The following is a 21,833-nucleotide window of genomic DNA, read 5'->3' on the forward strand; positions in this document are numbered from 1 at the left end:
CCCTCGCCGGCGCGCCCGACCGGGCGCGTCGGCGTGCGTCACCGCGCCCCCCGGCCGCGGTGACGGAGAGGACGCGGGCCACGGGGCCGTCGGCGGCCGGGGCTCCGCGCGGCGACGGGGGGACGGTCGGCGCGCTCGTCCGCGCGTGCCGCCCCCGGCAGTGGCTCAAGAACCTCCTCGTCCTGGCCGCGCCCGCCGCGGCCGGGGCCCTGACGCAGACCGGGGCGCTGCTGACCAGCGCGGCGGTGTTCGCCCTGTTCTGCGCGGCCGCCAGCGGCACCTACCTGCTCAACGACGTCCACGACGCCCGACGCGACCGCGCGCACCCGCGCAAGCGCCACCGCCCGGTGGCCTCCGGCGCGCTCCCCGTCCCCGTGGCCGTCGCGGCCGGGACCGCGCTCAGCGCCGCCGCGCCGCTGGCCTCCCTGGCGCTGGGCGACCCCGTGCTGTCCGCGCTGGTCGCCGGGTACGTGCTGCTCACGCTCGTCTACACCCGCTACCTGCGGGACCTGGTGGTGTGCGACCTGGTCGCGGTCGCCGCCTGCCACGTGCTGCGCGCGGTGGCGGGCGGGGTGGCCGTCGGCGTGCCGCTGACCTCGTGGTTCGTGATCGTGGTGTCGCTGGCCGCGCTCCTGGTGGTGGTCGGCAAGCGCGAGGCCGAACTGCGCGCGTCCGGTGCCGCGATCGCCGGGAACGGCGACGCCCCCGCGGGAGCGGTCGCCGCGGCGGCCGCGGTCCGGCCCGCCCTGCGCGGCTACAGCACCGCCTACCTCTCCCAGACCCGCACCATGGCCTCGGGCGCCATGATCGTCACCTACTGCCTGTGGGCGCTGGAACCGGGCGACGGCCCCAGGACGGTCTTCCACGCGCTGAGTATCGTGCCGTTCATCATGTTCGTCCTGCGCTACAACCTGCTCGTGGACCGGGGGGTGGGGGAGGAACCCGAGGAGATCGCCCTGCGCGACCGGCCCCTCCAGCTCATCCTCTGCGGACTCGCGGCCCTGGTCGCGGCGGGGATCCACCTGTGAACCCGCCGCCGGACCGGCCGGTCCTCCTGCGCGGGTGGGGGCGCACCGCGCCCACGGCCGCCCGCGTCGTGCGCCCCCGCACGCCCGCCCAGGTCGCCGAGGCGCTCGCCCGGGCAGGGGAGCGCGGGGCGCTGCCGCGCGGACTCGGGCGCTCCTACGGCGACGCCGCCCAGGACGCCGGGGGCCTGGTGCTGGACTGCACCGGGCTCACCGGCCCCGTGCGCGTGGACGCCGAACGCGGCGAGGTCACCGCCCCCGCGGGCACCAGCGTGGACGCCCTGCTCGCGCACCTGCTGCCCCGCGGCCTCTTCGTCCCCGTCACCCCCGGGACCCGCCGCGTCACCCTGGGCGGTGCGGTCGCCGCCGACGTCCACGGCAAGAACCACCACACCGACTCCTCCCTGGGCGCGCACCTGCGCTCCCTCACCCTGGTCACCCCGGACGGGCGCACGCGCCGCCTGGGACCGGAACCCGGCGGCGACCCCGACCTGTTCTGGGCGACCGTCGGCGGCATGGGCCTGACCGGGGTGGTCACCGAGGCCACCCTGGGCGTGCTCCCCGTCCGGACCGCGTACATGCGGGTGGACACCGACCGGACGCCGGACCTGGAGGCCACCCTGGAGCTGATGGCGCGCCCCGGCCACCGGTACTCGGTGGCCTGGCTGGACCTGTTCGCCCGCGGGGACGGTCTGGGCCGGGGCGTGGTCACCCGCGCCCACCACGCCGAGACCGGCGACCTCCCGGAACCGCTGCGCCGCGACCCGCTGCGGTACCGGAACACGAGCCTGCCCGTGCCGCCCCTGACCCCGCCGGCGGCGACCCTGAACCGGTGGACCGTCGGCGCGTTCAACGCCCTCGAACACGGCCGGGCGCCCAGGAGGCGGCGCGGCCGGATCCAGCCGGTGGGCGGCTACTTCCACCCGCTGGACGCGCTCGACGGGTGGAACCGGCTGTACGGCAGGCACGGCGCCGTGCAGTACCAGTTCGTGGTGCCCTTCGGCGCGCAGGACGTCCTGGAGTGGATCGCCGGGGAGCTGTCGCGCACGCGCGCGCCCTCGTTCCTGGCGGTCCTCAAGCGGATGGGGCGGCCCACACCGGGACCGCTCTCCTTCCCCCGGTCGGGGTGGTCGCTGGCCGTGGACCTGCCCGCCGACCTGCCCGGTCTCGGCCCCCTGCTGCACCGCTTCGACGAGCGCGTGGCCGGCGCGGGGGGCCGCCTGTACCTGGCCAAGGACAGCCGGGCCAGCCCCGAGGCCGTGCACGCCATGTACCCCGGCCTGCCCGCGTGGCGCCGGGTGCGCGGGCGGGCCGACCCGGACGGGGTCCTGGTCTCGGACCTGGCCCGCCGACTGCGGCTGCTGTGACAGCACGGCCCTTCGGTGGCACGATGACGGCCGTCCCCGGCAGCCGGGGACGCACACTCCGGAAAGGCAGGGACAGCCGTGCGCGACTCGGTGGGAGCGGTGCGGAGCGTGCTGCTGCTCGGCGGCCGCAGCGAGATCGGCCTGGCCATCGTCGAACGGCTGGTCCGCGAGGGCGCCCGCGAGGTGGTGCTGGCCGCCCGGGGCGGGGTGTCCTCGCCGCCGGGCGCGCTCACCGCTCTCGGGGCGCGGACGCACTCGGTGGACTTCGACGCCGGTCTGCCCGACACCCACACCGGTACCGTGGCGGCCGCGGTGGAGCTGGTGGGCGACCTGGACGTGGTGGTGGACGCGTTCGGGGTGCTGGGCGAGCAGTCCGGGTACGAGGCCGACCCGGCCGCCGCCGCCCGCGCCGCCGCCGTCAACTACACCGGGCACGTGTCCGCCGACCTGGCCGTGGCCGCCCGCCTGCGCGAGCAGGGCCACGGGACGCTCGTGGTGCTCTCCTCCGTGGCGGGGGTGCGGGTGCGCAGGTTCAACTTCGTGTACGGGTCGGCCAAGGCGGGCCTGGACGGCTTCGCGCAGGGCCTGGCCGACTCCCTGCACGGGTCCGGCGCGCGGGTGCTGGTGGTGCGGCCGGGCTACGTGCCGACGCGGATGTCGGCGCACGTGGCGCCCGCCCCCTTCCCGGCGACGCCGGGACAGGTCGCGGACGCGGTGTCGGCCGGACTGCGCTCGGGGGCCACCACCGTGTGGGCGCCGCGCGTGCTCCAGCCGATCTTCGCGGGCATGCGGCTGCTCCCGCGCCCGCTGTGGCGCCGCCTGGGCCGCTGAGGCGGGGCCCCGGGCGCCGCGCCAGCCGCGCCTCCGGTCAGCGCGGGCCCGCCTCCTCGGCGGTCAGCCGGTAGAACGCCAGCGGCACCAGGCAGCACAGCATCACCGCGGCGGGCACCAGCGTGCTGCCGACCAGCATGCCGCGCAGCGCCTCGTCGCTCTGCCGGACCGCCTCCCCGGCCCCGGACTCCACGTAGCCGCTCACCGCCAAGGCCAGCGACAGCAGCCCGGTTCCCACCGACTGCGCCATGGCCTCCCCGGCGGTCCACACGCCCGAGAGCACGCCGCCCTGCCGCCGCCCGGAGGCGTCGGCGGTGGCCAGGCAGTCGGCCAGCATCGACCACGGCAGCAGCGTCGTCCCCGACAGACCCACGCCCACCAGCACGGAGGACAGCACGGCGCCGGGGAGGCCCCAGATCGGGATGAGCAGCAGACCCAGACCGCCCAGGGCGAACACCGCCGCCGCGTACCCGGCGGCGCGGCGCTTGTCCACCCGCAGGGACAGCCACCGCCACAGCGGGGCCGAAGCGATCAGCGGCACCAGCACGCACACCATGAGCACGCTCGTGTAGCCCGGCTCGCCCATGACGTTGGCCGTCACGTACGGCACGCCCGCGACCATGGTGCCGCCCGCCGTGGCCATCAGGAGGTTGGCGGGGAAGAGCACCCGGAAGTGCCGGTGGGCGAAGGCCACCCGCAGCTGGGCCGCCAGACCCTCCGTGCGGTGCGCGAACACCGGGCGCGGCGCCCGGCGCGTGCCCACCACCGAGCCCAGCATCGACACCAGCACCACGCAGCCCATGAGCAGGCCCATCAGCCGGTACCCGGCCACGGGGTCCGCGGGGGCCGACTGGACGACCGGCGCCAAGGCGCCGCCCAGCATCAGGGCGAGCCCGACGAACGCGGTCCGCCACGTGTTGAACGTGGACCGCTCGTGGTAGTCGGAGGTGATCTCCCCGGGCATGGCCGTGTGCGGCACCTGGAACACCGACGAGGCCAGCGCGGCGGCCACGAACACGGCCGCCACGTACACCGCGGCGGAGCCGCCCTTCAGCGGCGGCCCGGCGAACATCGCGGCGAACAGCACCGGCAGGGTCAGCGCCCCCGCCAGCATCCACGGGCGCCGCGGCCCCCACGGCGAACGCGTCCTATCCGACCAGATCCCGATATACGGACTGACCAGAAGGTCGACCACCTTGGGCAGGAGCACCACCGCCCCGGCCAGGGCGGGGCTCACCGCGAGCGTGTCGGTCAGGTAGATGAGGAGCAGCAGCCCGGGCACCGTGTTGAAGATCCCCGTGGCCACCGCGCCGCTGCCGTACCAGGCGTGCACGGAACGGGGCAGCGGAGCGCCCGGCCCGCCGACCGTGCTCCGGGCGGCGGCCTCCGGAGCGGCCCCTCCCACCGCGGCGCCCCCGGGCCCGGTGCCCCCGGACGCCGCGGAGTCGGCCGCGGCGGTCACACGCGCCCGTCCGCGGACGTCGTGGCCTCCGGCGCCGCGGCGGATCGTGCCGTCCTCGGGGCCTCCCGGCCCTCGGGAGCCGCGCCGCCCTCCCCGCCGCCGTCGCCGTACAGCTCCTCGTGCCCCACCGGGTCCACGTCGTGCGCCACGGGGCAGCCCGCCGGGAAGGTGCCGATCCGGTTGACGTCGTACCCCTTCGGGTAGCTGCGGATGTTCGGGTTGTCCTCCGCCCACAGCGGCTCCTCGCGCGGCTTCATCCGGCGCACCACCAGGGCCCGCAGCCTCAGCGCCAGGTCCGCCGCCCGCCGCCACGCCCTGCTGGGCGGCTCGTAGCGGAAGGTCTCGATGAGCGACTCGTCCAGGATCGCCATGGAGAACTTCCGGGCCAGCCCGGACACGCGCCGCGGGTAGAAGGACACCATCAGGTCGAGGGTGGCGTCGGAGACGGCCCGGCCGCCCTCGGTGTAGGCGAAGTGCTCGCGCTCGTAGGAGTCGAGGAGCTCCCGGAACTGTTCGTAGGTCTCGGGGATGTCCTTGATCCCCATGTACCGGCCGAGCCTGCGGTAGTAGTGCGTGATCGCCGAGATCTCGTGCTGGCTCAGCCTGCGCCAGCCGTAGCCGCGGTCGTTGATCCAGCGCACCGGCATGACCACGAACGTGCTGAGCACGTAGCGGTAGTCGTCGTTGCTGATGTCGTAGGAGCGGTGCATCTGGTTCATCCGGCGCAGCGCGTCGCGGCCCTGACCGGGCTCGAACCCGTACCGCATCATGTTGTTGAGGATCAGCGCGGTGTCGTCGTAGCGCTTCTGGGTGCTGCCGGTGAACTCGTCGGTGCGGCCCAGGAGTTCGCCGATGCTGGGCACGGCGTAGGTGCGGTACAGGGCGATGCCCAGCGCCCGGCCCATGTCCCAGGGGAACTCCTGGGAGTTGAGGATCTGCATGATCCGTACGCAGTCGGCCTCGTGGTCCAGGTGGTGGATCTCGTCTCTGAGGTCGAAACGCTTCATCTGCGGTTCCTTCGGGGAGAGGGGGTCGGTCGGGCGGGGGAGGGGGATCGGGGCGCGGGGGGACGCGCGGCGTGGGGGCCGGGGGCCGCTACCTCTCCGCGTCCTCCCCGGCAGACCCCGCGGGCGCCTCCCCGCCCGCCGGTGCGACCGCCTGGTCCGGCGCGGGCACGCGGGCGCCCGTGGCGGCGACCTCGCGGGTCACCATGCCGTGCGGGACCGGGCAGCCCTGGGGGAAGGTGCCGATCCGGGACGGGTCGTAGCCTTGGGGGTAGCTGCGGATGTTGGGGCTCATCCTGGCCCAGCGCGGCTCCCGGCGCGGCGGCATCAGGCGCACCACACGGGCCCGCAGCCTCAGCGCGCCCGCGCTCAGCCGCCGCCAGGCGGCCGAGGGCTCGGGGTAGCCGAAGGCGCGGATGAGCCGGTCGTCGAGCAGGGCCTTGGTGAAGGGGCGCACCACGGGCCGCTGCCAGGCCGGGTAGAGGTCCACCATCAGCCCCAGGGTGGCGTCGGAGACGGCCCGGCCGCCCTCGGTGTAGGCGAAGTGCTCGCGCTCGTAGGAGTCGAAGAGTTCGAGGAACCCGGCGTAGGTCTCGGGGATGTCCTTGATCCCCATGTGCCTGCCGAGCTTGCGGTAGTAGTTGGTGCTGGCGGCGATCTCGTGGTCGCTCAGCCTGCGCCAGCCGTAGCCGTGGTCGTTGATCCAGCGCACCGGCATGACCACGAAGGTGCTCAGGACGTAGCGGTAGTCGTCGTTGCTGATGTCGTAGGAGCGGTGCATCTGGTTCATCCGGCGCAGCGCGTCGCGGCCGCGGCCCGGACCGAATCCGTGCTCCATGATGTCGTTGAGGATCAGCGCCGTGTCGTCGTAGCGGTGCTGCGTGCGCTCGGTGAACTCGCGCGTGTGCGCCAGCAGCTCGCCGATGCTGGGCACGGCGTAGGTGCGGTACAGGGCCAGGCCCAGGGCCTGTTCGATGTCCCACGGGAACTCGTGGCTGCCGAGGATGCGCACGATCTGCTCACAGTCGTCCTCGGCGTCCAGGGCATGGATCCGGTCGCGCCACTCGAACCGCTTCATGGGCAACTCCAGTCACCTTCGTGCGGGCCCGCTCGGACGGGGCCATGGTCTGCGGGTGTGGCGCGCCCGCGGCGCTCCACGGGGCGCACTTTACCTGGAAGCCCCTTGTGTACACCGGTTCCGGGGGGACGAACGTGTCCGCAAACCCGGCAGGGCGTCCGAAACCCCGAAGTCCGTCCCCGGCGGGCCACGCGAAAGGGGCGGGGGACCGGCCCCCGCCCCTTCGGTGGAGCGGACTCAGGCGGCCATCCGCTCGGCCACCCGGTTCACCAGCGTCACCAGCACCGCCTTGGCCGACTCGCGCTCACGCGCGTCGCACAGCACGACCGGGATCGCGGGGTCCAGGCTCAGCGCGGTGCGGACCTCCTCGGGCTCGTACCGGTGGGCGCCCTCGAAGCAGTTCACCGCCACCACGAACGGCACGCCGCGCCGCTCGAAGAAGTCCACCGCGGCGAAGCACGTCTCCAGGCGGCGGGTGTCGGCGATGACCACCGCGCCCAGCGCCCCCTCGGACAGCTCCTCCCACATGAACCAGAACCGCTCCTGACCCGGGGTCCCGAACAGGTACAGCACCAGGTGGTCGTTGATGGTGATGCGGCCGAAGTCCAGCGCCACGGTCGTGGTCGTCTTGGCCTCCACGCCCGACAGGTCGTCGATCCCGTAGCTGGCCTCGGTCATCACCTCCTCGGTGCTCAGCGGCGCGATCTCGCTGACCGATCCGACCATCGTGGTCTTACCGGCCCCGAAACCCCCCGCCACGAGGATCTTGAGCGCCGCCGGAACGGGCGCCTGCGTGTCGTCAGAGTCGCTGGATGCCATCGAGAACCGCCTGGAGTACGTCCCGGCTGACCGGGCTCTTCGCTGTGTAGGGGGCGCGGGCCAAGGCGAGGCCGCGGTTGAGCAGGTCGCTGAGCAGGACCTTGACCACGGCCACCGGGATGTCCAGGTGCGCGGACACCTCGGCGACCGACTGGGGCCGTCGGCACAGCTCCAGGATGCGTATCTGCTCGGGCTCCAGCGCCATCTCGTCGACCTCGGCCCGCTTGGCCGCGATCACGACGCTGATCATGTCCAGCTGCACGGTGTCGGCGTGCTCGCGGCCCTGCGCGATCACGTACGGCCGTACCAGCGGTCCGGCGTCCTGCTGTCCGACCGCCGCGCCCTCGTCGAACCCGCCGACCGCGTCCCTCTGGGGCAGGCCGTGCGGATCCTCCTCGGGCGGCAACTCGTTGTGCGCTTGCATGGCGTCCCCTATCGCGTGGCTTCCCCTGAAGCGCCCTCGCGTCTGGGCGCGGCGTCCAGATAACGGCCCACCTGCTCGACCAGCACGTTCATCTCGTAGGCGATGAGGCCGACGTCGGCGCTCTCCTCGGCCAGGACCGCCAGGCACGCCCCCCGGCCGGCACCGGTGACGAACAGGTACGCGCTCTCCATCTCCACGACGGTCTGGAGCACCTCGCCCCCGCCGAAGTGTCGGCCGGTGCCCCGGGCCAGGCTCTGGAACGCGGACGCCACCGCGGACAGGTGCTCGGCGTCCTCCTTGACCAGCTCGCGGGAGCGGCCGATCAGCAGCCCGTCGGCGGAGAGCACGATCGCGTGGCGGGAGCCCACCGCGCGGTCGAGCAGCTCGTCCAGCAGCCAGTCGATGTCCTTCTTGCCCGCGCCGCTTCCACTGTCACGCTGGGCGCTTTCGGGAGTACTCGTCACGGTTACGCGTCCTTGTCGGTGTCGTTGGTCTGCTGCTTGCCTTCGCGCCGTCCGCGGTCCGTACCCTTCTGGAACGCGGACATGTTCCGGCGCAGGCGCGCCAGACGCTCCTGGCCGTCCTGGGCCGCGTTCGAGGAGGACCCGCCCGCCGTCGCGGGGCCGCTCTGGGGGTCGGCGGCCAGCTGCGGAGCCAGGTTCTCCTGGGGCCGCCGCTTGGGCAGCGGCGGCCGTCCCCCGCCCGCCTCGACCATGGCGGGCGGTTCGGCGGCGGAGGGGTCGGGGACCGCGCTGACGGACGGGGTCCGCGTGGGCAGCGGCGTCCGGGTGGGCAGCGAGGGGCGGTCGCCGTCCGCGTCGAGGAGGTCCGCGCCGCCCGCCGGGGCCTCGGCGGCCTCAGCGGTCACGGTGTCGTCCCCCTCGCCCCCGGCGGAGTCCCCGGAGTCCTCGTCCTCGCGGTCGGGGGCCTCCTCCTTCGGCGCGGACACCGAGGTCAGCACGGGCTTGACGCGCCTGCCGGACGACAGCTCGCCGCCGGGCGTGCGGTCCAGGATCTCGCGCACGTCCCACACGTGCTCGCCGCTCTCGTCGGAGGGCAGCGGGGAGCGGTCGCCGGAGATCAGCTCGTGCGGCAGCAGCACGATGGCCTGCACGCCCCCGTACGGCGACGGGCGCAGGTGCACGCGGATGCCGTGGCGGTGGGCCAGGTGCGAGACCACGAACAGGCCGAGGCGCATCTTCTCGTTCAAGCGCATCACGTCGAACTCGGGCGGGCTGGACAGCAGCGCGTTCGCCGAGGCGAACTCGCTCTCGGTCATGCCCAGGCCCCGGTCCTCGATCTCGACCGTCACGCCGTTGGGCACGTCCTCGCTGCTCAGACGCACGTGCGTGTGCGGCGGGGAGAACATCGCGGCGTTGTCGACCAGCTCGGCGACCAGGTGGATGACGTCGGCCACGGCCGGGCCGTTGAGGTGCACACGGGCGATCCGCTCGCGCTTGACGCGGGTGTAGTCGCCCGACTCGGAGATGGCGCCGCGCAGCACGTCGATCAGCGGCATGGGGCGGTGCCAGGTGCGGCCGGGCGCCTCTCCGCCCAGGATCAGCAGGTTCTCGGCGTTGCGGCGGGAGCGGGTGGCCAGGTGGTCGAGCTTGAACAGCTGGGCCAGCTGCTCGGGGTCCTCCTGCTCGCGCTCCATCCGGTCCAACAGGCGCAGCTGGCGGTGGACCAGCGTCTGGCTGCGGTGCGCGATGTTGAGGAACACGCGGTTGACGCCCTGGCGCAGTTCGATCTGCTGCACCGCCGCGTTGACGGCCGCGCGCTGGGCGGTGTTGAACGCCCTGGCCACGTCGCCGAGCTCGTCGTCGTCGGCGGCCAGTTGGGGAACGGCCGTGCAGGTGTCCACCTGCTCGCCCGCGTGCAGGCGGCGCATGAGGTCGGGCAGGCGGTGCTCGGCCATGTCGTTGGAGTCCTCGCGCAGGCGCAGCAGGCGCTCGGTGAGCGTGTGCGAGGAGCGGCGGGCCAGCAGGAAGGCGGCCACGGTGACGACGCCGACGCCGAGGCTGCCCGCCACGGCGAGGAACACGGCCTGGTTGGCTTGGGCGCGGGTGACGTCCGCGGCGTACAGGGCCTCGTCGGCGCCGATCGCGGTGAGCTCGGAGAGGACGTGGTCGTAGGACTCGTCCCACGCGGCGTAGTCCACCGGCATGGACAGGTCCTGGACCTCGCTGGGCACCAGGGTCACCGGGTCGGTGACCGTCTCGGTGGTCGCCTGGCGGTCGATGATCTCGTCCTGCATGCGCTGGAGGTCGGCGTACTCCTGGCTCGCCAGCAGGTTCTCCAGCCGGGCCTCCTGGCCCTCGCCTCCCAGGTAGTGGCCGTTGGCCGCGAGCGTGCTCTCGTAGGAGCCGACCAGCTCGGTGAACCGGCGCTGGTCCTCCAGGGTCAGCTCGTCGGTGGCGAAGGCGCGGGCGACCTGGGCGTCGGACTGCGCGAACAGGTCGACCGTGCGGAACATGTACGTCGCGGTGAAGCTGGAGCTGACCGCGTTCCCGAGGTCGCCCTCGCGTGCCTGGCTGTCGAAGCTGTCGGCGCCGTGCAGGATCAGCTCGTTGTAGTAGTCCAGGACGTCGGCGCGGGAGGCCTCGCCCGCGTCCACCGCCGAGCGGATCGCGCCGATCTCGCCGTACTGCGCGTGCAGCATCTCGATGTGGTGGCCGCTCTCGCCGGGGGCGATGTCGGCGAAGCCGATGAGCTCGCCCACGACCTCGCCCAGGGAGGCGTCGGTGCTCTCGCGGGCCTCAGCCAGCTGGCCCTCGATCTGCGCGTCCCCCGGGTTCTCGATGTGGGCGATCGTCTGCGACCGCTCCCGCATCACGTCCACGAGGCCGACCGCGGCGGGGGTGACCAGTTCGTCGGTGGCGTTGGCGCGGAGGATCTGGATGACCGCGTCCCCGGCGAGGGCCGCGGTGAGGACCAGCCAGAGCACCACCAGGGCGGTGGTGGGGATCATGACCATTGCGCGGATGCGGGAGGTGATGCTCCGACCGCGTCGCTCGGGTACTGCCTGCACGGTTCTCCTGTCGATCCGCGTCCGGGGTCTTGTGGGGGTGGGGCCGCCGGGGGAGTCGGCGCGTCCCGGTCCGCCTGTGCGCGGCCTCGTGCCCCGCGGGCTGCGTCCGTGGGGGCTCTCGACACGGGACGTACCGCAGGGTAACCACAAACGCGGTATTTCGGCGTGGGGGATCGTACCTCGCCGGTGAAACGCTGAAATATCCGGGTGGTGGAGGCAGTCTGCCATGGGAGGCGAGAATGTCCACCTCTCGGGTGGGCGGTAGGGGTGTTTCCTCCTGTGAAGCCTTGTGACAATAGGGCAAAGGTCACATATGGCGGAGAGTATGGCAAGTCCTGCTCCGGGTGACCGAACCGGCCCTCCCCGGACCCGGCCGCCGCCGCGAATGTCCGCGTTCGCCCCTCGCCCCGGCGCCGCACGCACTAGCGTTGCGTGTCGAAGAGGGAACACCACGTGACGGGGGGACGCGCATGGGCCAGCCGACGGGCGGGGGAGCGCTCGCCGTGGAGGCCGCGGTCGCGGGGGTCCCGCTGCTGGTGGCCTGCGCGGCGGCGCTCTACCTGAGCCTTCAGTACCGCCGCTACGGCCGCCCGCACGGCTGGCCGGGCCTGTGCACCGCGGCCGCCCTGGCCACGGGCGCCGGTCTGGCGGCGTACGCGGTCTGGCCGCTGCCCGCCTCCGTCGACGGCCTGTGCGCGGATCCCCTCGGCGGCGGCCGGTCCGACCGGGAACTCCTGCCCGCGCCCGGGGAAGCCGGGATCCTCGCCCTGTTCCTGGCCGTCGGTCTGCTGGCCCGGCACCGCTTCCGCCGCGGCGCCGCGTTCACCGTGCTGCTGGGGGCGGCCCTGGCCGCGGCCGTGGTCGCCGTCCGCGCCACCGGCCTCCTGGGCCTGTACCCGTGCGCCTACGCCGAGGTCCCGCCGGGGCTCGTGGCCTGGGGCGCGGCCGCGACCCTGCTCGGCTGGCTGCTCGCCCGGTGGGCGCTCCCGGCCGGGTACGCCCGTGGCTGGCCCGCGGCCGTCGCGGACCGCGCTGTGCCCGGACCGGTGCGCAGGCTCACCGGCGCCCTGCTGGACCTGGGCCTGTGGTGGTTCGGCGCGGCCGCCCTCGCCGTCTCGGCGCACGCGCTCGGCGCCGAGGGACCGGGAACCGGGACGCGTACGACCGCCCTGCTGTGCCTGGGCGGGGCCCTCGCCCTGGTCCCCGCGCTGACGCGTCGCGACCGCGCCACCCCGGGCGCCGCCTCGGTGCGGCTGGCGTTGCGCGATCGCGGGTACCCGGCCCCGGCGGCCCGCTGGCGGGTCCTGACGCGCACCTGCCTGCTCCAGGGGCCCGTCGTCGTCCTCCTGGCCCTGGGCCTGCCCTGGTACGCGCTCGCCGTGGCCGCGGTGCACGTCAGCAGCGCCCTGGTCCGACCCGACGGCGCGGGCGCGGCCGACCTGCTGTGCGGGGTGCGCGTGTGCGCCCGCGCCACCCTGGACGGCGCCCTGCCCTCACGCCTGGTCCGCTACTCCGCCCCGCGCGGGGAGCCCCTCAGCGCCAGGCCAGGTAGCCCAGCAGCAGCCCCGTGAACACCAGGATCGCGCCCAGGCCCCCGAACAGCACCCGCACGTAGTGCGACAGCCAGGGCGCGGACACGATCCGGGCCCGCTCGGGCGTGTCGGGGTCGTAGGCGACGGTCACGATCTCCCCGGCACGGGAGGCCGTCCACCCGGTGTTCTCGTGCTCGGCGTGCACCTCGTGCCCGTCCTCGGTACGGAACTGCACGATCATCCGGGAGGCCGTGGAGGTCTCGTGGTAGCCGATCACACGCGCCTTGGCGCGCATCCCGTGGCGGCGCAGCCGCAGTTCCAGGCGCGTGTCACGTGTGACCGCCCAGAGCATGACCACCCCGGCCAGGAGCGGGATCAGGGGATAGAGGGTGGCCATCGCGCAGTACGTCCTCTCAGGTGTCCGGGGTGCTCGTACGGTCGGGGGAGCCGGAGGGGCCGACCAGGCCGCCGACCATGCGGGCCAGCGTCGCGTGGACCTCCTCGACGGGGCGCCCGGGCTGGAGCGTGCGCCAGTCCAGAGCCACCGTCACCACCATGCCGAACAGGGCGGACCCGGCCAGGCCGGTGTCCAGGTCCGGTCGCAGCGACCCCTCCGCGGCCAGGTCGTCCAGCAGGCCGGTGATGACCCCGATCGCCTTGTTGCGGATCTGGAGGATCGTCGCGTACCAGGCCCGGTTGGTCCGCCAGGCCTCCGCCATGAGCAGGCGGGCCAGGGACTCGTGCTCGCCGATGAACACCACCCCGGCGCGTAGCACGGCGGCGAGCGCGTCGCGGGGGGCGGCGCCGGCCCCAGGCGGGGGCACCGCGTCCTTGAGCGTGTCGGCCAGCCGGGTCACGCCCCACTCCATCAGGGCCGCGTACAGCTCGCCCTTGCCGCCGAAGTTGTAGTAGACGGTGCCCTTGGCCACCCCGGCGCGCTCGGCGATCTCGTCGACGGTCGTGGCGCCGTACCCCTGCTCGGAGATCAGCGTGACCGCGGCCTCGAACAGGCGGCGCCGGGTGGCCTCGCGGCGGCCGCTCACGGGGTGGTCGGACGTGCTCGCACTCATCCGGTCCATTCTCGCCCATACTCGTACAGGTCGCGCCATGTCCGTCTCCCCGGCGCACGTCACAGCTTCAGCGCCGGGTGGAGCGCGCCCATCGTCCACACACGCTTGCGTTCCACCGTCCACCATGTGAGCAGCAAGGGCACCACCAGCCACAGCGCCATCACCCCGAACGCCGCCCGGACCAGGTCCGGGTCGCCGCCGCCGATCATGTGGCGCAGCGCGGTCACGCCCCAGTGCAGCGGCAGGAACGGCCCCACGGCCTGGAAGAAGGCCGGGCTGGTCTCGATCGGGTACGTTCCGCCCGCTGAGGTGAGCTGGAGCACCAGCAGCGCCAGCGCCACCACCCGCCCCGCCGCGCCGAAGGCCACGTTCAGGTACTGCACCGTCGCGGCGAACGCGGCGGCGGTCAGCACCAGGAAGGCGATCAGCAGCGGCCAGTTCCCCGCCTCCAGGCCGAGCAGCAGGTGCAGGGCGGCCATCATGACCAGCACCTGGCCGACGCCGAGCAGGAGCGGGGCGACCCGCCCGGCCAGCGCCACCCGCCAGGAGGGGGCCGAGGAGGCCAGGGCCCGCGAGGACAGCGCGGGCAGGACCATGAACACCACCATCGCGCCCACCCACAGCGACAGCGGCACGAAGAACGGCGTGAACCCCGTCCCGTAGTCGGGCGCCTCGTTGGAGACGGCGCTGTCCAGCCGCACCGGACGGCTCATCGTCGAGGAGGCGTCGTCGCGCCCCTGTTCGGAATAGGTGGGAACCTGGTCCGCGCCCTCGTCGAGCCCCTCGGCCAGCTCGTCGGAGCCCGAGGCCAGCTCCTCCAGGCCCGAGTGCAGCTCGTCGGCGCCGCCGCTGAGCTCGCCCAGCCCCTCGTCGAGGTCACCGGCGCCGTCGGCGGACTCCGCCAGCCCGTCGCGCAGCTGCGCGGACCCCTCGGCCAGCTCGGCCAGGCCCTCGTCCAGCTCGTCGGCCCGCTCCCGTGCGTCCTCCGCCCTCTCCACCATCGCGGGCAGGTCCTCCGAGAGCGCGGCGGCCTCCGCGCTCAGCGCGGCGGCGTCCTCGGCGGTCGCGGTGATCGCGTCGCGGTTGTCCTCGACGAACCCGGCCGCCGACCCGGCGACATCCAGGGCCTCCTGGAGGTCGCACAGCAGGGTGTACAGGTCGGGGTCCTCGGTCTCCAGCTCGGGGTGCTCCTCCAGATAGGCCGCCAGGCGCCCGTCCACCTCCTCCAGGGCCCCGGTGTCGACCTCCGGCAGCTCCTCCAGGGCCGCGGACAGGGCCGCGGTGACCTCGGCGGCGTTCCCGGCGTGCTCCTGGAGGGAGGGGATGTCCTCCTCCAGCTGCGGGAGCCACTCGTCGGCCAGCGCGTCGAGCTTGTCCACCTGGGCCGAGACCTCCTCGGAGGCGGTCGCGGCGCCGCTGGCCAGGTCCTGCGAACCGGCGTACAGCTGGTCGAGGCCGCCGCTGAGCTCCCCGGCGCCCGTGTGCGCCTCGCCGACGCCCCCGGACAGCTCCGAGGACCCCTCCTCGGCCTCGCCCGCGCCGCCGGAGAGCTCGTCGGCCCCCTCCGCGGCCTCCTCGGTCCTGCCGTGGATCTCGTTGAACCCGAGGAAGATCTGGTCCAGGTAGCCGTTGATCGCCGACGCCGCGGCGGCCTCCTGGATCTCGCGGAACGCGCTTCCGGCCAGCTGGCGGACGATGAAGCTGTTGGAGTCGTTGTAGTGCGCCTCCAGGGTCGCCGGGGAGGGGGACTCCCGGTCGCGGGAGGGGGAGGTCAGGTCGGCGCTGAAGTCGGAGGGGATGGTCAGGGAGACGTAGTAGGTGCCGTCGGCGACACCGCGCGCGGCCTCCCGGGCGCTCACCAGGTGCCAGTCCAGGTCCCCCCGCTCCAGGAGGGTGTCGGCGAGCTCGCCCCCGGCGTCGACCTCGCGGTCCCCGACCTCGACCGGCTCGTCCTCGTTGACGAGGGCGACCGGCAGGCGTTCCATCCGGCCGAAGGGGTCCCAGAACGACCACAGGTACATCCCCGAGTAGAGCAGCGGGATGAGCAGGAGGGCGGCCAGCGCGGCGGCGGGCAGCGGCGAGCGCAGGAAGGAGCGCACGGTCAGCAGCCCGAGCCGGGGCACCGCGAGGGGGCGCACGAGCGGGCGCGAACGCCTACGCCCGGCCACGGTCCCCGCCCTCCTCCCGGCCGCCGCGCAGGATGTCCAGGCCGACGTGGCGGCGGTGCCGACCGCGGCGTCCGCCGGTGCCCGGCCCCGCGGCGGACGCGCCACCGGGGGAGCCCGCGCCTCCGGTACCGGTCGCGGAGGCGGACGGGGACCCGGCGCCGGAACCGGACGGGTCGCCAGCGTCCTGGCGCAGCGGGATCGGCCCCTGGGTGTCCGGCCCCGCGACCTCGGCCAGTTCGCCGGAGTCGGCACAGGTGGCGACCACCGTCAGCCCCTCGTCCGACAGCGCCTTGAGGGTGCGCCACAGGTCGGCCTGGTGCCCGGGTTCCAGGCCGCCGTCGACGTCGTCCACGGCCAGCAGCCGGGGTTCGGCCAGCAGGGCCAGGGCCAGCCCGAGACGGCGCCGCTCGACCATGGACAGCTCCCGCACCAGCGACCGGCGGTCCAGCCCGCCCAGCCCCGCGGCCTCCATGGCCTCGTCGGCCAGGCTCCGCGCGGCGGGGCGCATACGCAGCAGCAGCCCCTCGGACAGGTGCTCGCGGACCCGGAGCCGCTCGTCCAGGGGGTTGACCTCGTCCATCAGCCCGAGCGAGCTGATCCGGCGGACCCGGCGCGCGTGCCGGGGCAGGGCGTGGCCGTCCACGTACAGGGTTCCCTCGGAAGGGCGCATCCGGCCGGTCAGGGTGAGGAGCAGGGCGCTGCGCCCGCCCCCGGAGTCGGCCCGGAAGACGGTGAGCGTGCCCGGCCGGGCCGTGAACCCCACGTCGGTGTACACGGGGCCCTCCCGGGTGGCGAGCCCGACGCCCTCGGCCTGTACACGAGCTCCGGTCGCCCGTCGCATCCCTCGGCCCCCTCCGGTTTTTGAACTGACCAGTCAGTGCAAAACTGCGAAAACCACCGTACAGCGCGCATACGCCTCCTCCGGGCACCGGGAGCTGTGGAGTGTCGCACAGCGCCGCCGCCGGCTCCCGTGTGCCGCGCGCGAACGGGTAATGGGATTGGATGGGAGGACGCGTACCACCGAACGAACGGGAGGATCGGGATGTCGGAGATCTCCGAGCGGGTCGCGAGGGTCCTGGACGACCCGGAGAACTGGCCGCGCGACCCCAAGGAGGCCGTCGCGCTCCAGCGCAGGCTCGCCGACCGGGTCCGCGTGGAGCCGTTGGACGTGGACGCGGTGCGGCTGGTGGCCGGGCTGGACGTCAGCTACTCCACGGACAACACGGCGCTCTCCGCGGCGGCCGTGGTCATGGATGTGCGGACCCTGGAGGTGGTCGAGTCCGTCGCCATCTCCTCCGAGCCGTCCTTCCCCTACATCTCGGGGCTGTTCGGGTTCCGCGAGTCCCCGCCGGTCCTGGAGGCGCTGGGGCAGCTCAAGGTGACCCCGGACGTGTACCTGTGCGACGGCTTCGGCCTGGCGCACCCCCGCCGCTTCGGGGTCGCCTGCCACCTGGGGGTGCTGCTGGACCTGCCGGTGGTGGGGTCGGCCAAGTCGGTGCTGTTCGGCAGGCACAGCGTGCCCGGTGAGGAGCGGGGGTCGTGGACGCCCATGGTGGCCGGGCGCTCGGAGGTGGTCCCCGACTCCTTCGCGCTGGCCGACCAGGGCAAGGAGGTCCTCGGACGCGTGCTGCGCACCCGCAGGGGGGTCAAGCCCGTCTACGTGTCCGTCGGCCACCGGGTGGACCTGGAGGGCGCGGCCGAGCTGGTGCTGCGGCTCTCACCCAAGTACCGCGTGCCCGAGCCGGTCCGGCACGCCGACAAGCTCTGCGGCGAGCACCGCAAGGCGGTACTCGCCGCGAAGGAGGGCCGGACCGACTGACCCGGGCGAGGACGAAGAACTCCTGGCTCCCGGCGTCCTGAGCCCCGGCCGTGCCCGCGAGGGCGCGGGAACGCGAGGGGCGCGCCGGGGTTGTGCAGGACGAGCCGAGCCGCTAGCGAGGAACGAGCGTCAGGCGTGGGCGAGGACGAAGAACTCCTGGCTCCCGGCGCCCTGAGCCCCGGCCGAGCCCGCGAGGGCGCGGGAACACAGCCCTACCAGCTGGTCGGGACCGGGCGCCCCTCGTTGTACCCGGCGGCGCTCTGCACGCCCACCACGGCGCGCTCGTGGAACTCCGCCAGCGAGGAGGCGCCCGCGTAGGTCATCGAGCTGCGCACACCGGCGACGATCTGGTCGATCAGGTCCTCCACGCCGGGGCGCTCCGGGTCCAGGTACATCCGGCCCGTGGAGATGCCCTCCTCGAACAGCGCCTTGCGGGCCCGCTCGAACGGGGAGTCCTCGGCGGTGCGCAGCCGGACCGCGCGGGCCGACGCCATGCCGAAGCTCTCCTTGTACTGCCTGCCCTCGGCGTCGCGCATGACGTCGCCCGGCGACTCGTAGGTGCCCGCGAACCACGAGCCCACCATCACGTTGGACGCGCCCGCCGCCAAGGCGAGGGCCACGTCGCGCGGGTGGCGCACTCCGCCGTCCGCCCACACGTGCCCGCCCAGCTCGCGCGCGGCCTCGGCGCACTCCAGCACGGCGGAGAACTGGGGGCGGCCCACGGCGGTCATCATGCGGGTCGTGCACATCGCGCCCGGGCCCACACCGACCTTGACGATGTCGGCGCCCGCCTCGATCAGCTCGCGCGTGCCCTGGGCGGTGACGATGTTGCCCGCCACGATCGGCACCCGCGGCGACAGCGCGCGCACCTTGGAGACCGCGGTCAGCATCTTCTCCTGGTGGCCGTGCGCGGTGTCGATGACCAGGGTGTCCACCCCGGCCTCCAGCAGCTCGGCGGCCTTGCCCGTCACGTCGCCGTTGATGCCGACGGCGGCGGCCACGCGCAGGCGGCCGTCCGCGTCCACGGCGGGCGTGTACAGGGTGGAGCGCAGCGCGCCCGTGCGGGTCAGCACGCCGACCAGGGCGCCGTTCCCGTCCACGACCGGGGCCAGCCGGTGGCGGAAGTCGTGCAGCATCCCGAACGCCTCACGCGGCTCGGTGCCCGCCGGGATGGTCATCAGCTCGGCGGACATCACGTCGCGCAGCTGCGCGAAGCGGTCCGTTCCGGCGCAGTCGGCCTCGGTGACCACGCCGACGGGCCTGCGGTCCCCGTCCACCACGATCACGGCGTTGTGCGCGCGCTTGGGCAGCAGGTTGAGCGCCTCGCCGACGGTGCTGGACGGGTTGAGCGTGATGGCGGTGTCGTAGACCAGGTGCCGCTTCTTGGTCCAGGAGACGACGTCGGAGACCACGTCGAGGGGGATGTCCTGCGGGATGACCGCGACACCGCCGCGCCTGGCGACGGTCTCGGCCATCCTGCGCCCGGCGACCGCGGTCATGTTCGCCACGACCAGCGGGATCGTGGTTCCGGTGCCGTCCGGCGACGACAGGTCCACGCTGAGCCGGGAGCCCACGGAGCTCCGGTTGGGGACCATGAACACGTCGCTGTAGGTCAGGTCCTGCTGGGGTGCCTTGTCGTTGAGAAAACGCAATGCCTCTACCTCGGTCGAGACCGAAGGGGGTGGACCATCCGCCGCATGCCGCGCGCGGCCGCCTGTTGATCCCCCTCTTACCGGTCAAGTATGCCGTCACGAATTAGGTCGGTCGACATCCGATCTGGCATGATGACCCGGATCCCCGCCGACACAGCCCTTCCCCGCCCCTGTCAGCGCGTCGTCGGGCGCCGGGGCCCGGATGGGCGTTCCTGGAGAGCCCGCATGCCGCGTTTCACTTTCGCGCAAGTCAAGGAAGAGACCTACAAGGCGAAGGACGCCTGGTGGACGGTCTTCCTGGTGGACCCCCTGGCCGGACGCCTCGTCGTCTGGACCGCGAACCGCACCGACATCACGCCCAACCAGCTGACGCTGGGGGCGGGGGTCTTCGGTCTGCTCTCCATGCTGTGCTTCGTCGCGCCGGTCCTCGTGCCGGGCGGTGAGGGGTGGAACTGGGCCTGGCTGCTGGCGGGCGGACTGCTCTTCCACCTCAGCTTCGTGCTGGACTGCATGGACGGCAAGATCGCCCGGCTCAAGGGCACCGGCACGGTCTTCGGCAGCTGGGTGGACTTCGTCTTCGACCGCATCCGCTTCTTCGGCTGCGTGATGGCGCTGCTGATCGGCCAGTGGCTGCTCACCGGACACGAGATCTACCTGATCGCGGCGCCGGTGGTGGTCTTCTTCGACCTGCTGCGCTACCTCAACGGCCCGCAGGTCGCCAAGACCCGCCGGACCATGAACCAGAACCTGGCCGAGCTGACCGGGGACACCGACCGGCTCGCCGCCGCCCAGCGCGAGGCCGACCCCGAGGACGAGGACATGGGGGAGGCCCCCGCCCGGCCGGGCGCCCCCGCCCCGACCGGCCTCTACCCGCGCGTGCGTGACCGGCTCCTGCGCCACCGGGTGCGCCCGCACCTGTTCAGCGGCATCGAGTTCGAGATGTTCCTGTGCGTGGTGGCTCCGGTGACCGCGCTGGTCTCCCTCTTCACCCCGCTCGACAGCCTGATCATCCCGGTCGCGGTGTTCTCCGTCCTGGCGCTGGCCTTCTTCGAGGTGATCCTGGTGCTGCGGCTGTGGAAGGACACGAACAGGTTCGAGGCGCGCCGCCGCCAGCTGCTGGCCTCGGGCGCCGTCCCCGGCACCGCCGCGGCGCCGCACCCGACCAGCGGGAGCTGAGCCGGCCCTCCCCACCGCGGGCGGGATCGACACGGGAGGGGCGGGTCCGCTTCGGCGCGGACCCGCCCCTCCCGTGTACGTCGCGCCCCTCGCGCGGGGCCGGGTCAGACCCCGGCCTTCTCCTTCTCGCGTCCGCCGTCGCCGTTCCCGCCGCTGCCGGTGTTCCCGTCTGCGTCGGTCCCACCGGCGCCGCTCGGCGCGCGCAGCGCGGAGTCCTGGCGCAGGAACCACGTCAGCTGCGGTTCCACCGCCCAGCGCAGGCCCGCGCGCACCCACGGGGTGCACAGCAGCAGCGTCAGGGCCACGCCCAGCAGGACCGTGACGACCATCTCCGTGGCCCCGGACATCAGGCTGTACCAGGGCGAGGCCTGCAACAGGACGATCACCACAGAGTGCCCCAGGTACACGTACAGCGTGTAGGCCCCCAGGGACGTGAACCACGTGCGCTGCTTGGGCATCAGGGCCAGGACCGCGAAGGACATCACCAGCGCGAGGGCCATGAAGCCGACCCGCACGCCCAGACTCGGCAGGATCGGGTCGATCTCGCGGTCGGTGAGGCTGTTGGTCCAGAAGAGCCAGGAGCGGCTCATCTGCTCGGAGATGGGCACGGCCAGCGCCGCCGTCACCCCCAGCACCAGCACGGACGCGATCCGCACCCAGAGCCGGTCCAGGTAGGCGAAGTGCTCGCGGCGCAGGCTCAGCCCCAGGACGAAGAACGGCAGGAAGCTCACCACGCGGCCCAGGGAGAGCGTCTCCCCGAGGCTCGCCGTGGCCCCGAACACGGAGATGAGCACCGCGACGAGCACGGGCCAGCGCAGCCGCTTCCAGACCGGCACGCTCAGGCGCCACACGAACAGGGCGACCAGGAACCACAGGGCGTAGGTCGGCTGGAGCACCGACATGGTCTCGGGCAGGCCGCCGCGTTCGACCGCGTAGATGGACTGGTGGATGGTCCAGAAGATCAGGTAGGGCACCGCGAGCGACACGACCAGCTTCTCGACGCGGTTCGACGAGGCGTCGAAGGACCGCGAGAGGTAGCCGCTGATCATGATGAACGCGGGCATGTGGAAGAAGTAGATCCAGTAGTAGAGGGCACTGGCGGGCCCGTACTCGCGTAGTGGGCCGATCGCGTGGCCGACGACGACCAGGGCGATCAGGACGAACTTGGCATTGTCCAGACGGGCGTCACGGCCTGGACCCGGGGCCGCCGTGGTGGGGGCGACCGCGCCGTGCCCCGGTTCCTGACGCTGGGATGCCGGACTGGTCATGGATGAGGCCACGAGTGGACTCCGAGATCATCTGCTTCTGGGACGTGTGTGCTCTCCTCCGGCCGTGCACGCGGCCCGTGGGCCGACCGCGGGGCCGGAACGCGGGT

The 21,833-nt window shown here is 73.6% G+C and carries 19 protein-coding genes; 6 read left to right on the forward strand and 13 right to left on the reverse strand.

The window, feature by feature from the left end:
* Positions 1–59 precede the first annotated feature (59 nt).
* The 3 genes from NDAS_RS01365 (at position 60) to NDAS_RS01375 (ending at position 3,223) form a co-directional block, all read left to right on the forward strand.
* On the forward strand, positions 60–1,028 hold the full coding sequence (locus tag NDAS_RS01365) for a decaprenyl-phosphate phosphoribosyltransferase (protein ID WP_013151325.1): 969 nt from the start codon (positions 60–62) through the stop codon (positions 1,026–1,028).
* Positions 1,025–2,392 (forward strand): FAD-binding oxidoreductase, encoded by a 1,368-nt coding sequence (locus NDAS_RS01370; protein WP_013151326.1) that lies wholly within the window; start codon positions 1,025–1,027, stop codon positions 2,390–2,392. The genes NDAS_RS01365 and NDAS_RS01370 overlap by 4 nt, the downstream gene beginning before the upstream one ends.
* Before the next feature lie 78 nt (positions 2,393–2,470).
* Positions 2,471–3,223 carry an SDR family NAD(P)-dependent oxidoreductase gene (locus NDAS_RS01375; RefSeq protein WP_013151327.1) on the forward strand — a complete coding sequence of 251 codons (753 nt, stop codon included), beginning with the start codon at positions 2,471–2,473 and terminating at the stop codon, positions 3,221–3,223.
* Positions 3,224–3,260: 37 nt separating this feature from the next.
* Here NDAS_RS01375 and NDAS_RS01380 read toward each other — a convergent pair whose 3' ends face one another.
* The 7 genes from NDAS_RS01380 to NDAS_RS01410 all read right to left on the reverse strand — a co-directional run bounded on the left by NDAS_RS01380 (position 3,261) and on the right by NDAS_RS01410 (position 11,041).
* On the reverse strand, positions 3,261–4,628 hold the full coding sequence (locus NDAS_RS01380; RefSeq protein ID WP_041553027.1) for an MFS transporter: 1,368 nt from the start codon (positions 4,626–4,628) through the stop codon (positions 3,261–3,263).
* Between the two features lie 53 nt (positions 4,629–4,681).
* Positions 4,682–5,692 (reverse strand): oxygenase MpaB family protein, encoded by a 1,011-nt coding sequence (locus tag NDAS_RS01385; RefSeq protein WP_013151329.1) that lies wholly within the window; start codon positions 5,690–5,692, stop codon positions 4,682–4,684.
* An 88-nt stretch (positions 5,693–5,780) separates the two neighbouring features.
* A complete protein-coding gene (locus tag NDAS_RS01390; protein WP_013151330.1) occupies positions 5,781–6,767 on the reverse strand; it encodes an oxygenase MpaB family protein in 987 nt (328 codons plus the stop codon).
* A gap of 237 nt (positions 6,768–7,004) precedes the next feature.
* Complete coding sequence (locus NDAS_RS01395) at positions 7,005–7,586, reverse strand: GTP-binding protein (protein WP_013151331.1); 582 nt, start codon at positions 7,584–7,586, stop codon at positions 7,005–7,007.
* Positions 7,567–8,010, reverse strand: a complete 444-nt coding sequence (locus tag NDAS_RS01400) for a DUF742 domain-containing protein (protein WP_013151332.1) — start codon at positions 8,008–8,010, stop codon at positions 7,567–7,569. Before NDAS_RS01400 ends, NDAS_RS01395 begins: the two co-directional genes overlap by 20 nt.
* 8 nt (positions 8,011–8,018) lie before the next feature.
* Positions 8,019–8,474 (reverse strand): roadblock/LC7 domain-containing protein, encoded by a 456-nt coding sequence (locus tag NDAS_RS01405; RefSeq protein ID WP_013151333.1) that lies wholly within the window; start codon positions 8,472–8,474, stop codon positions 8,019–8,021.
* A 2-nt stretch (positions 8,475–8,476) separates the two neighbouring features.
* Positions 8,477–11,041, reverse strand: a complete 2,565-nt coding sequence (locus NDAS_RS01410; RefSeq protein WP_013151334.1) for a sensor histidine kinase — start codon at positions 11,039–11,041, stop codon at positions 8,477–8,479.
* A gap of 470 nt (positions 11,042–11,511) precedes the next feature.
* Between NDAS_RS01410 and NDAS_RS01415 the strand changes: the two genes are divergently transcribed.
* Positions 11,512–12,612 (forward strand): hypothetical protein, encoded by a 1,101-nt coding sequence (locus NDAS_RS01415; RefSeq protein ID WP_013151335.1) that lies wholly within the window; start codon positions 11,512–11,514, stop codon positions 12,610–12,612.
* Here the strand turns inward: NDAS_RS01415 and NDAS_RS01420 are convergent.
* Genes NDAS_RS01420 through NDAS_RS01435 form a run of 4 tightly spaced genes read right to left on the reverse strand, consistent with a single transcriptional unit; the run spans position 12,575 to position 16,652 of the window.
* Complete coding sequence (locus tag NDAS_RS01420) at positions 12,575–12,970, reverse strand: DUF3592 domain-containing protein (protein WP_013151336.1); 396 nt, start codon at positions 12,968–12,970, stop codon at positions 12,575–12,577. The genes NDAS_RS01415 and NDAS_RS01420 overlap by 38 nt on opposite strands.
* 16 nt (positions 12,971–12,986) lie before the next feature.
* Positions 12,987–13,652 (reverse strand): TetR/AcrR family transcriptional regulator, encoded by a 666-nt coding sequence (locus tag NDAS_RS01425; RefSeq protein ID WP_041552191.1) that lies wholly within the window; start codon positions 13,650–13,652, stop codon positions 12,987–12,989.
* A 50-nt stretch (positions 13,653–13,702) separates the two neighbouring features.
* A complete protein-coding gene (locus NDAS_RS01430) occupies positions 13,703–15,811 on the reverse strand; it encodes a YhgE/Pip domain-containing protein (protein WP_013151338.1) in 2,109 nt (702 codons plus the stop codon).
* Positions 15,798–16,652 (reverse strand): ATP-binding cassette domain-containing protein, encoded by an 855-nt coding sequence (locus NDAS_RS01435; protein ID WP_013151339.1) that lies wholly within the window; start codon positions 16,650–16,652, stop codon positions 15,798–15,800. Before NDAS_RS01435 ends, NDAS_RS01430 begins: the two co-directional genes overlap by 14 nt.
* 201 nt (positions 16,653–16,853) lie before the next feature.
* Between NDAS_RS01435 and NDAS_RS01440 the strand changes: the two genes are divergently transcribed.
* Entirely contained in the window at positions 16,854–17,630 is a 777-nt protein-coding gene (locus tag NDAS_RS01440) for an endonuclease V (protein WP_013151340.1), read from the forward strand.
* Between the two features lie 212 nt (positions 17,631–17,842).
* Here the strand turns inward: NDAS_RS01440 and NDAS_RS01445 are convergent, their stop codons facing one another.
* Complete coding sequence (locus NDAS_RS01445; RefSeq protein WP_013151341.1) at positions 17,843–19,282, reverse strand: GuaB1 family IMP dehydrogenase-related protein; 1,440 nt, start codon at positions 19,280–19,282, stop codon at positions 17,843–17,845.
* Between the two features lie 225 nt (positions 19,283–19,507).
* On the opposite strand from NDAS_RS01445, the gene NDAS_RS01450 reads away from it, so the two are divergent.
* A complete protein-coding gene (locus NDAS_RS01450; protein ID WP_013151342.1) occupies positions 19,508–20,458 on the forward strand; it encodes a CDP-alcohol phosphatidyltransferase family protein in 951 nt (316 codons plus the stop codon).
* A 104-nt stretch (positions 20,459–20,562) separates the two neighbouring features.
* Here the strand turns inward: NDAS_RS01450 and NDAS_RS01455 are convergent, their stop codons facing one another.
* Positions 20,563–21,726, reverse strand: a complete 1,164-nt coding sequence (locus NDAS_RS01455) for an acyltransferase family protein (RefSeq protein WP_041552194.1) — start codon at positions 21,724–21,726, stop codon at positions 20,563–20,565.
* Between the last annotated feature and the right edge of the window lie 107 nt (positions 21,727–21,833).

Source organism: Nocardiopsis dassonvillei subsp. dassonvillei DSM 43111 (genome assembly GCF_000092985.1).
GTDB lineage: Bacteria > Actinomycetota > Actinomycetes > Streptosporangiales > Streptosporangiaceae > Nocardiopsis > Nocardiopsis dassonvillei.

Bases quoted from the DNA above. Each gene is read 5' to 3' on its own strand.
- NDAS_RS01385 (WP_013151329.1), bottom strand. From the start codon at position 5,692: ATGAAGCGTTTCGACCTCAGAGACGAGATCCACCACCTGGACCACGAG.
- NDAS_RS01390 (WP_013151330.1), bottom strand. From the start codon at position 6,767: ATGAAGCGGTTCGAGTGGCGCGACCGGATCCATGCCCTGGACGCCGAG.
- NDAS_RS01395 (WP_013151331.1), bottom strand. From the start codon at position 7,586: ATGGCATCCAGCGACTCTGACGACACGCAGGCGCCCGTTCCGGCGGCG.
- NDAS_RS01400 (WP_013151332.1), bottom strand. From the start codon at position 8,010: ATGCAAGCGCACAACGAGTTGCCGCCCGAGGAGGATCCGCACGGCCTG.
- NDAS_RS01415 (WP_013151335.1), top strand. From the start codon at position 11,512: ATGGGCCAGCCGACGGGCGGGGGAGCGCTCGCCGTGGAGGCCGCGGTC.
- NDAS_RS01420 (WP_013151336.1), bottom strand. From the start codon at position 12,970: ATGGCCACCCTCTATCCCCTGATCCCGCTCCTGGCCGGGGTGGTCATG.
- NDAS_RS01425 (WP_041552191.1), bottom strand. From the start codon at position 13,652: ATGGACCGGATGAGTGCGAGCACGTCCGACCACCCCGTGAGCGGCCGC.
- NDAS_RS01435 (WP_013151339.1), bottom strand. From the start codon at position 16,652: ATGCGACGGGCGACCGGAGCTCGTGTACAGGCCGAGGGCGTCGGGCTC.
- NDAS_RS01440 (WP_013151340.1), top strand. From the start codon at position 16,854: ATGTCGGAGATCTCCGAGCGGGTCGCGAGGGTCCTGGACGACCCGGAG.
- NDAS_RS01450 (WP_013151342.1), top strand. From the start codon at position 19,508: ATGCCGCGTTTCACTTTCGCGCAAGTCAAGGAAGAGACCTACAAGGCG.
- NDAS_RS01455 (WP_041552194.1), bottom strand. From the start codon at position 21,726: ATGACCAGTCCGGCATCCCAGCGTCAGGAACCGGGGCACGGCGCGGTC.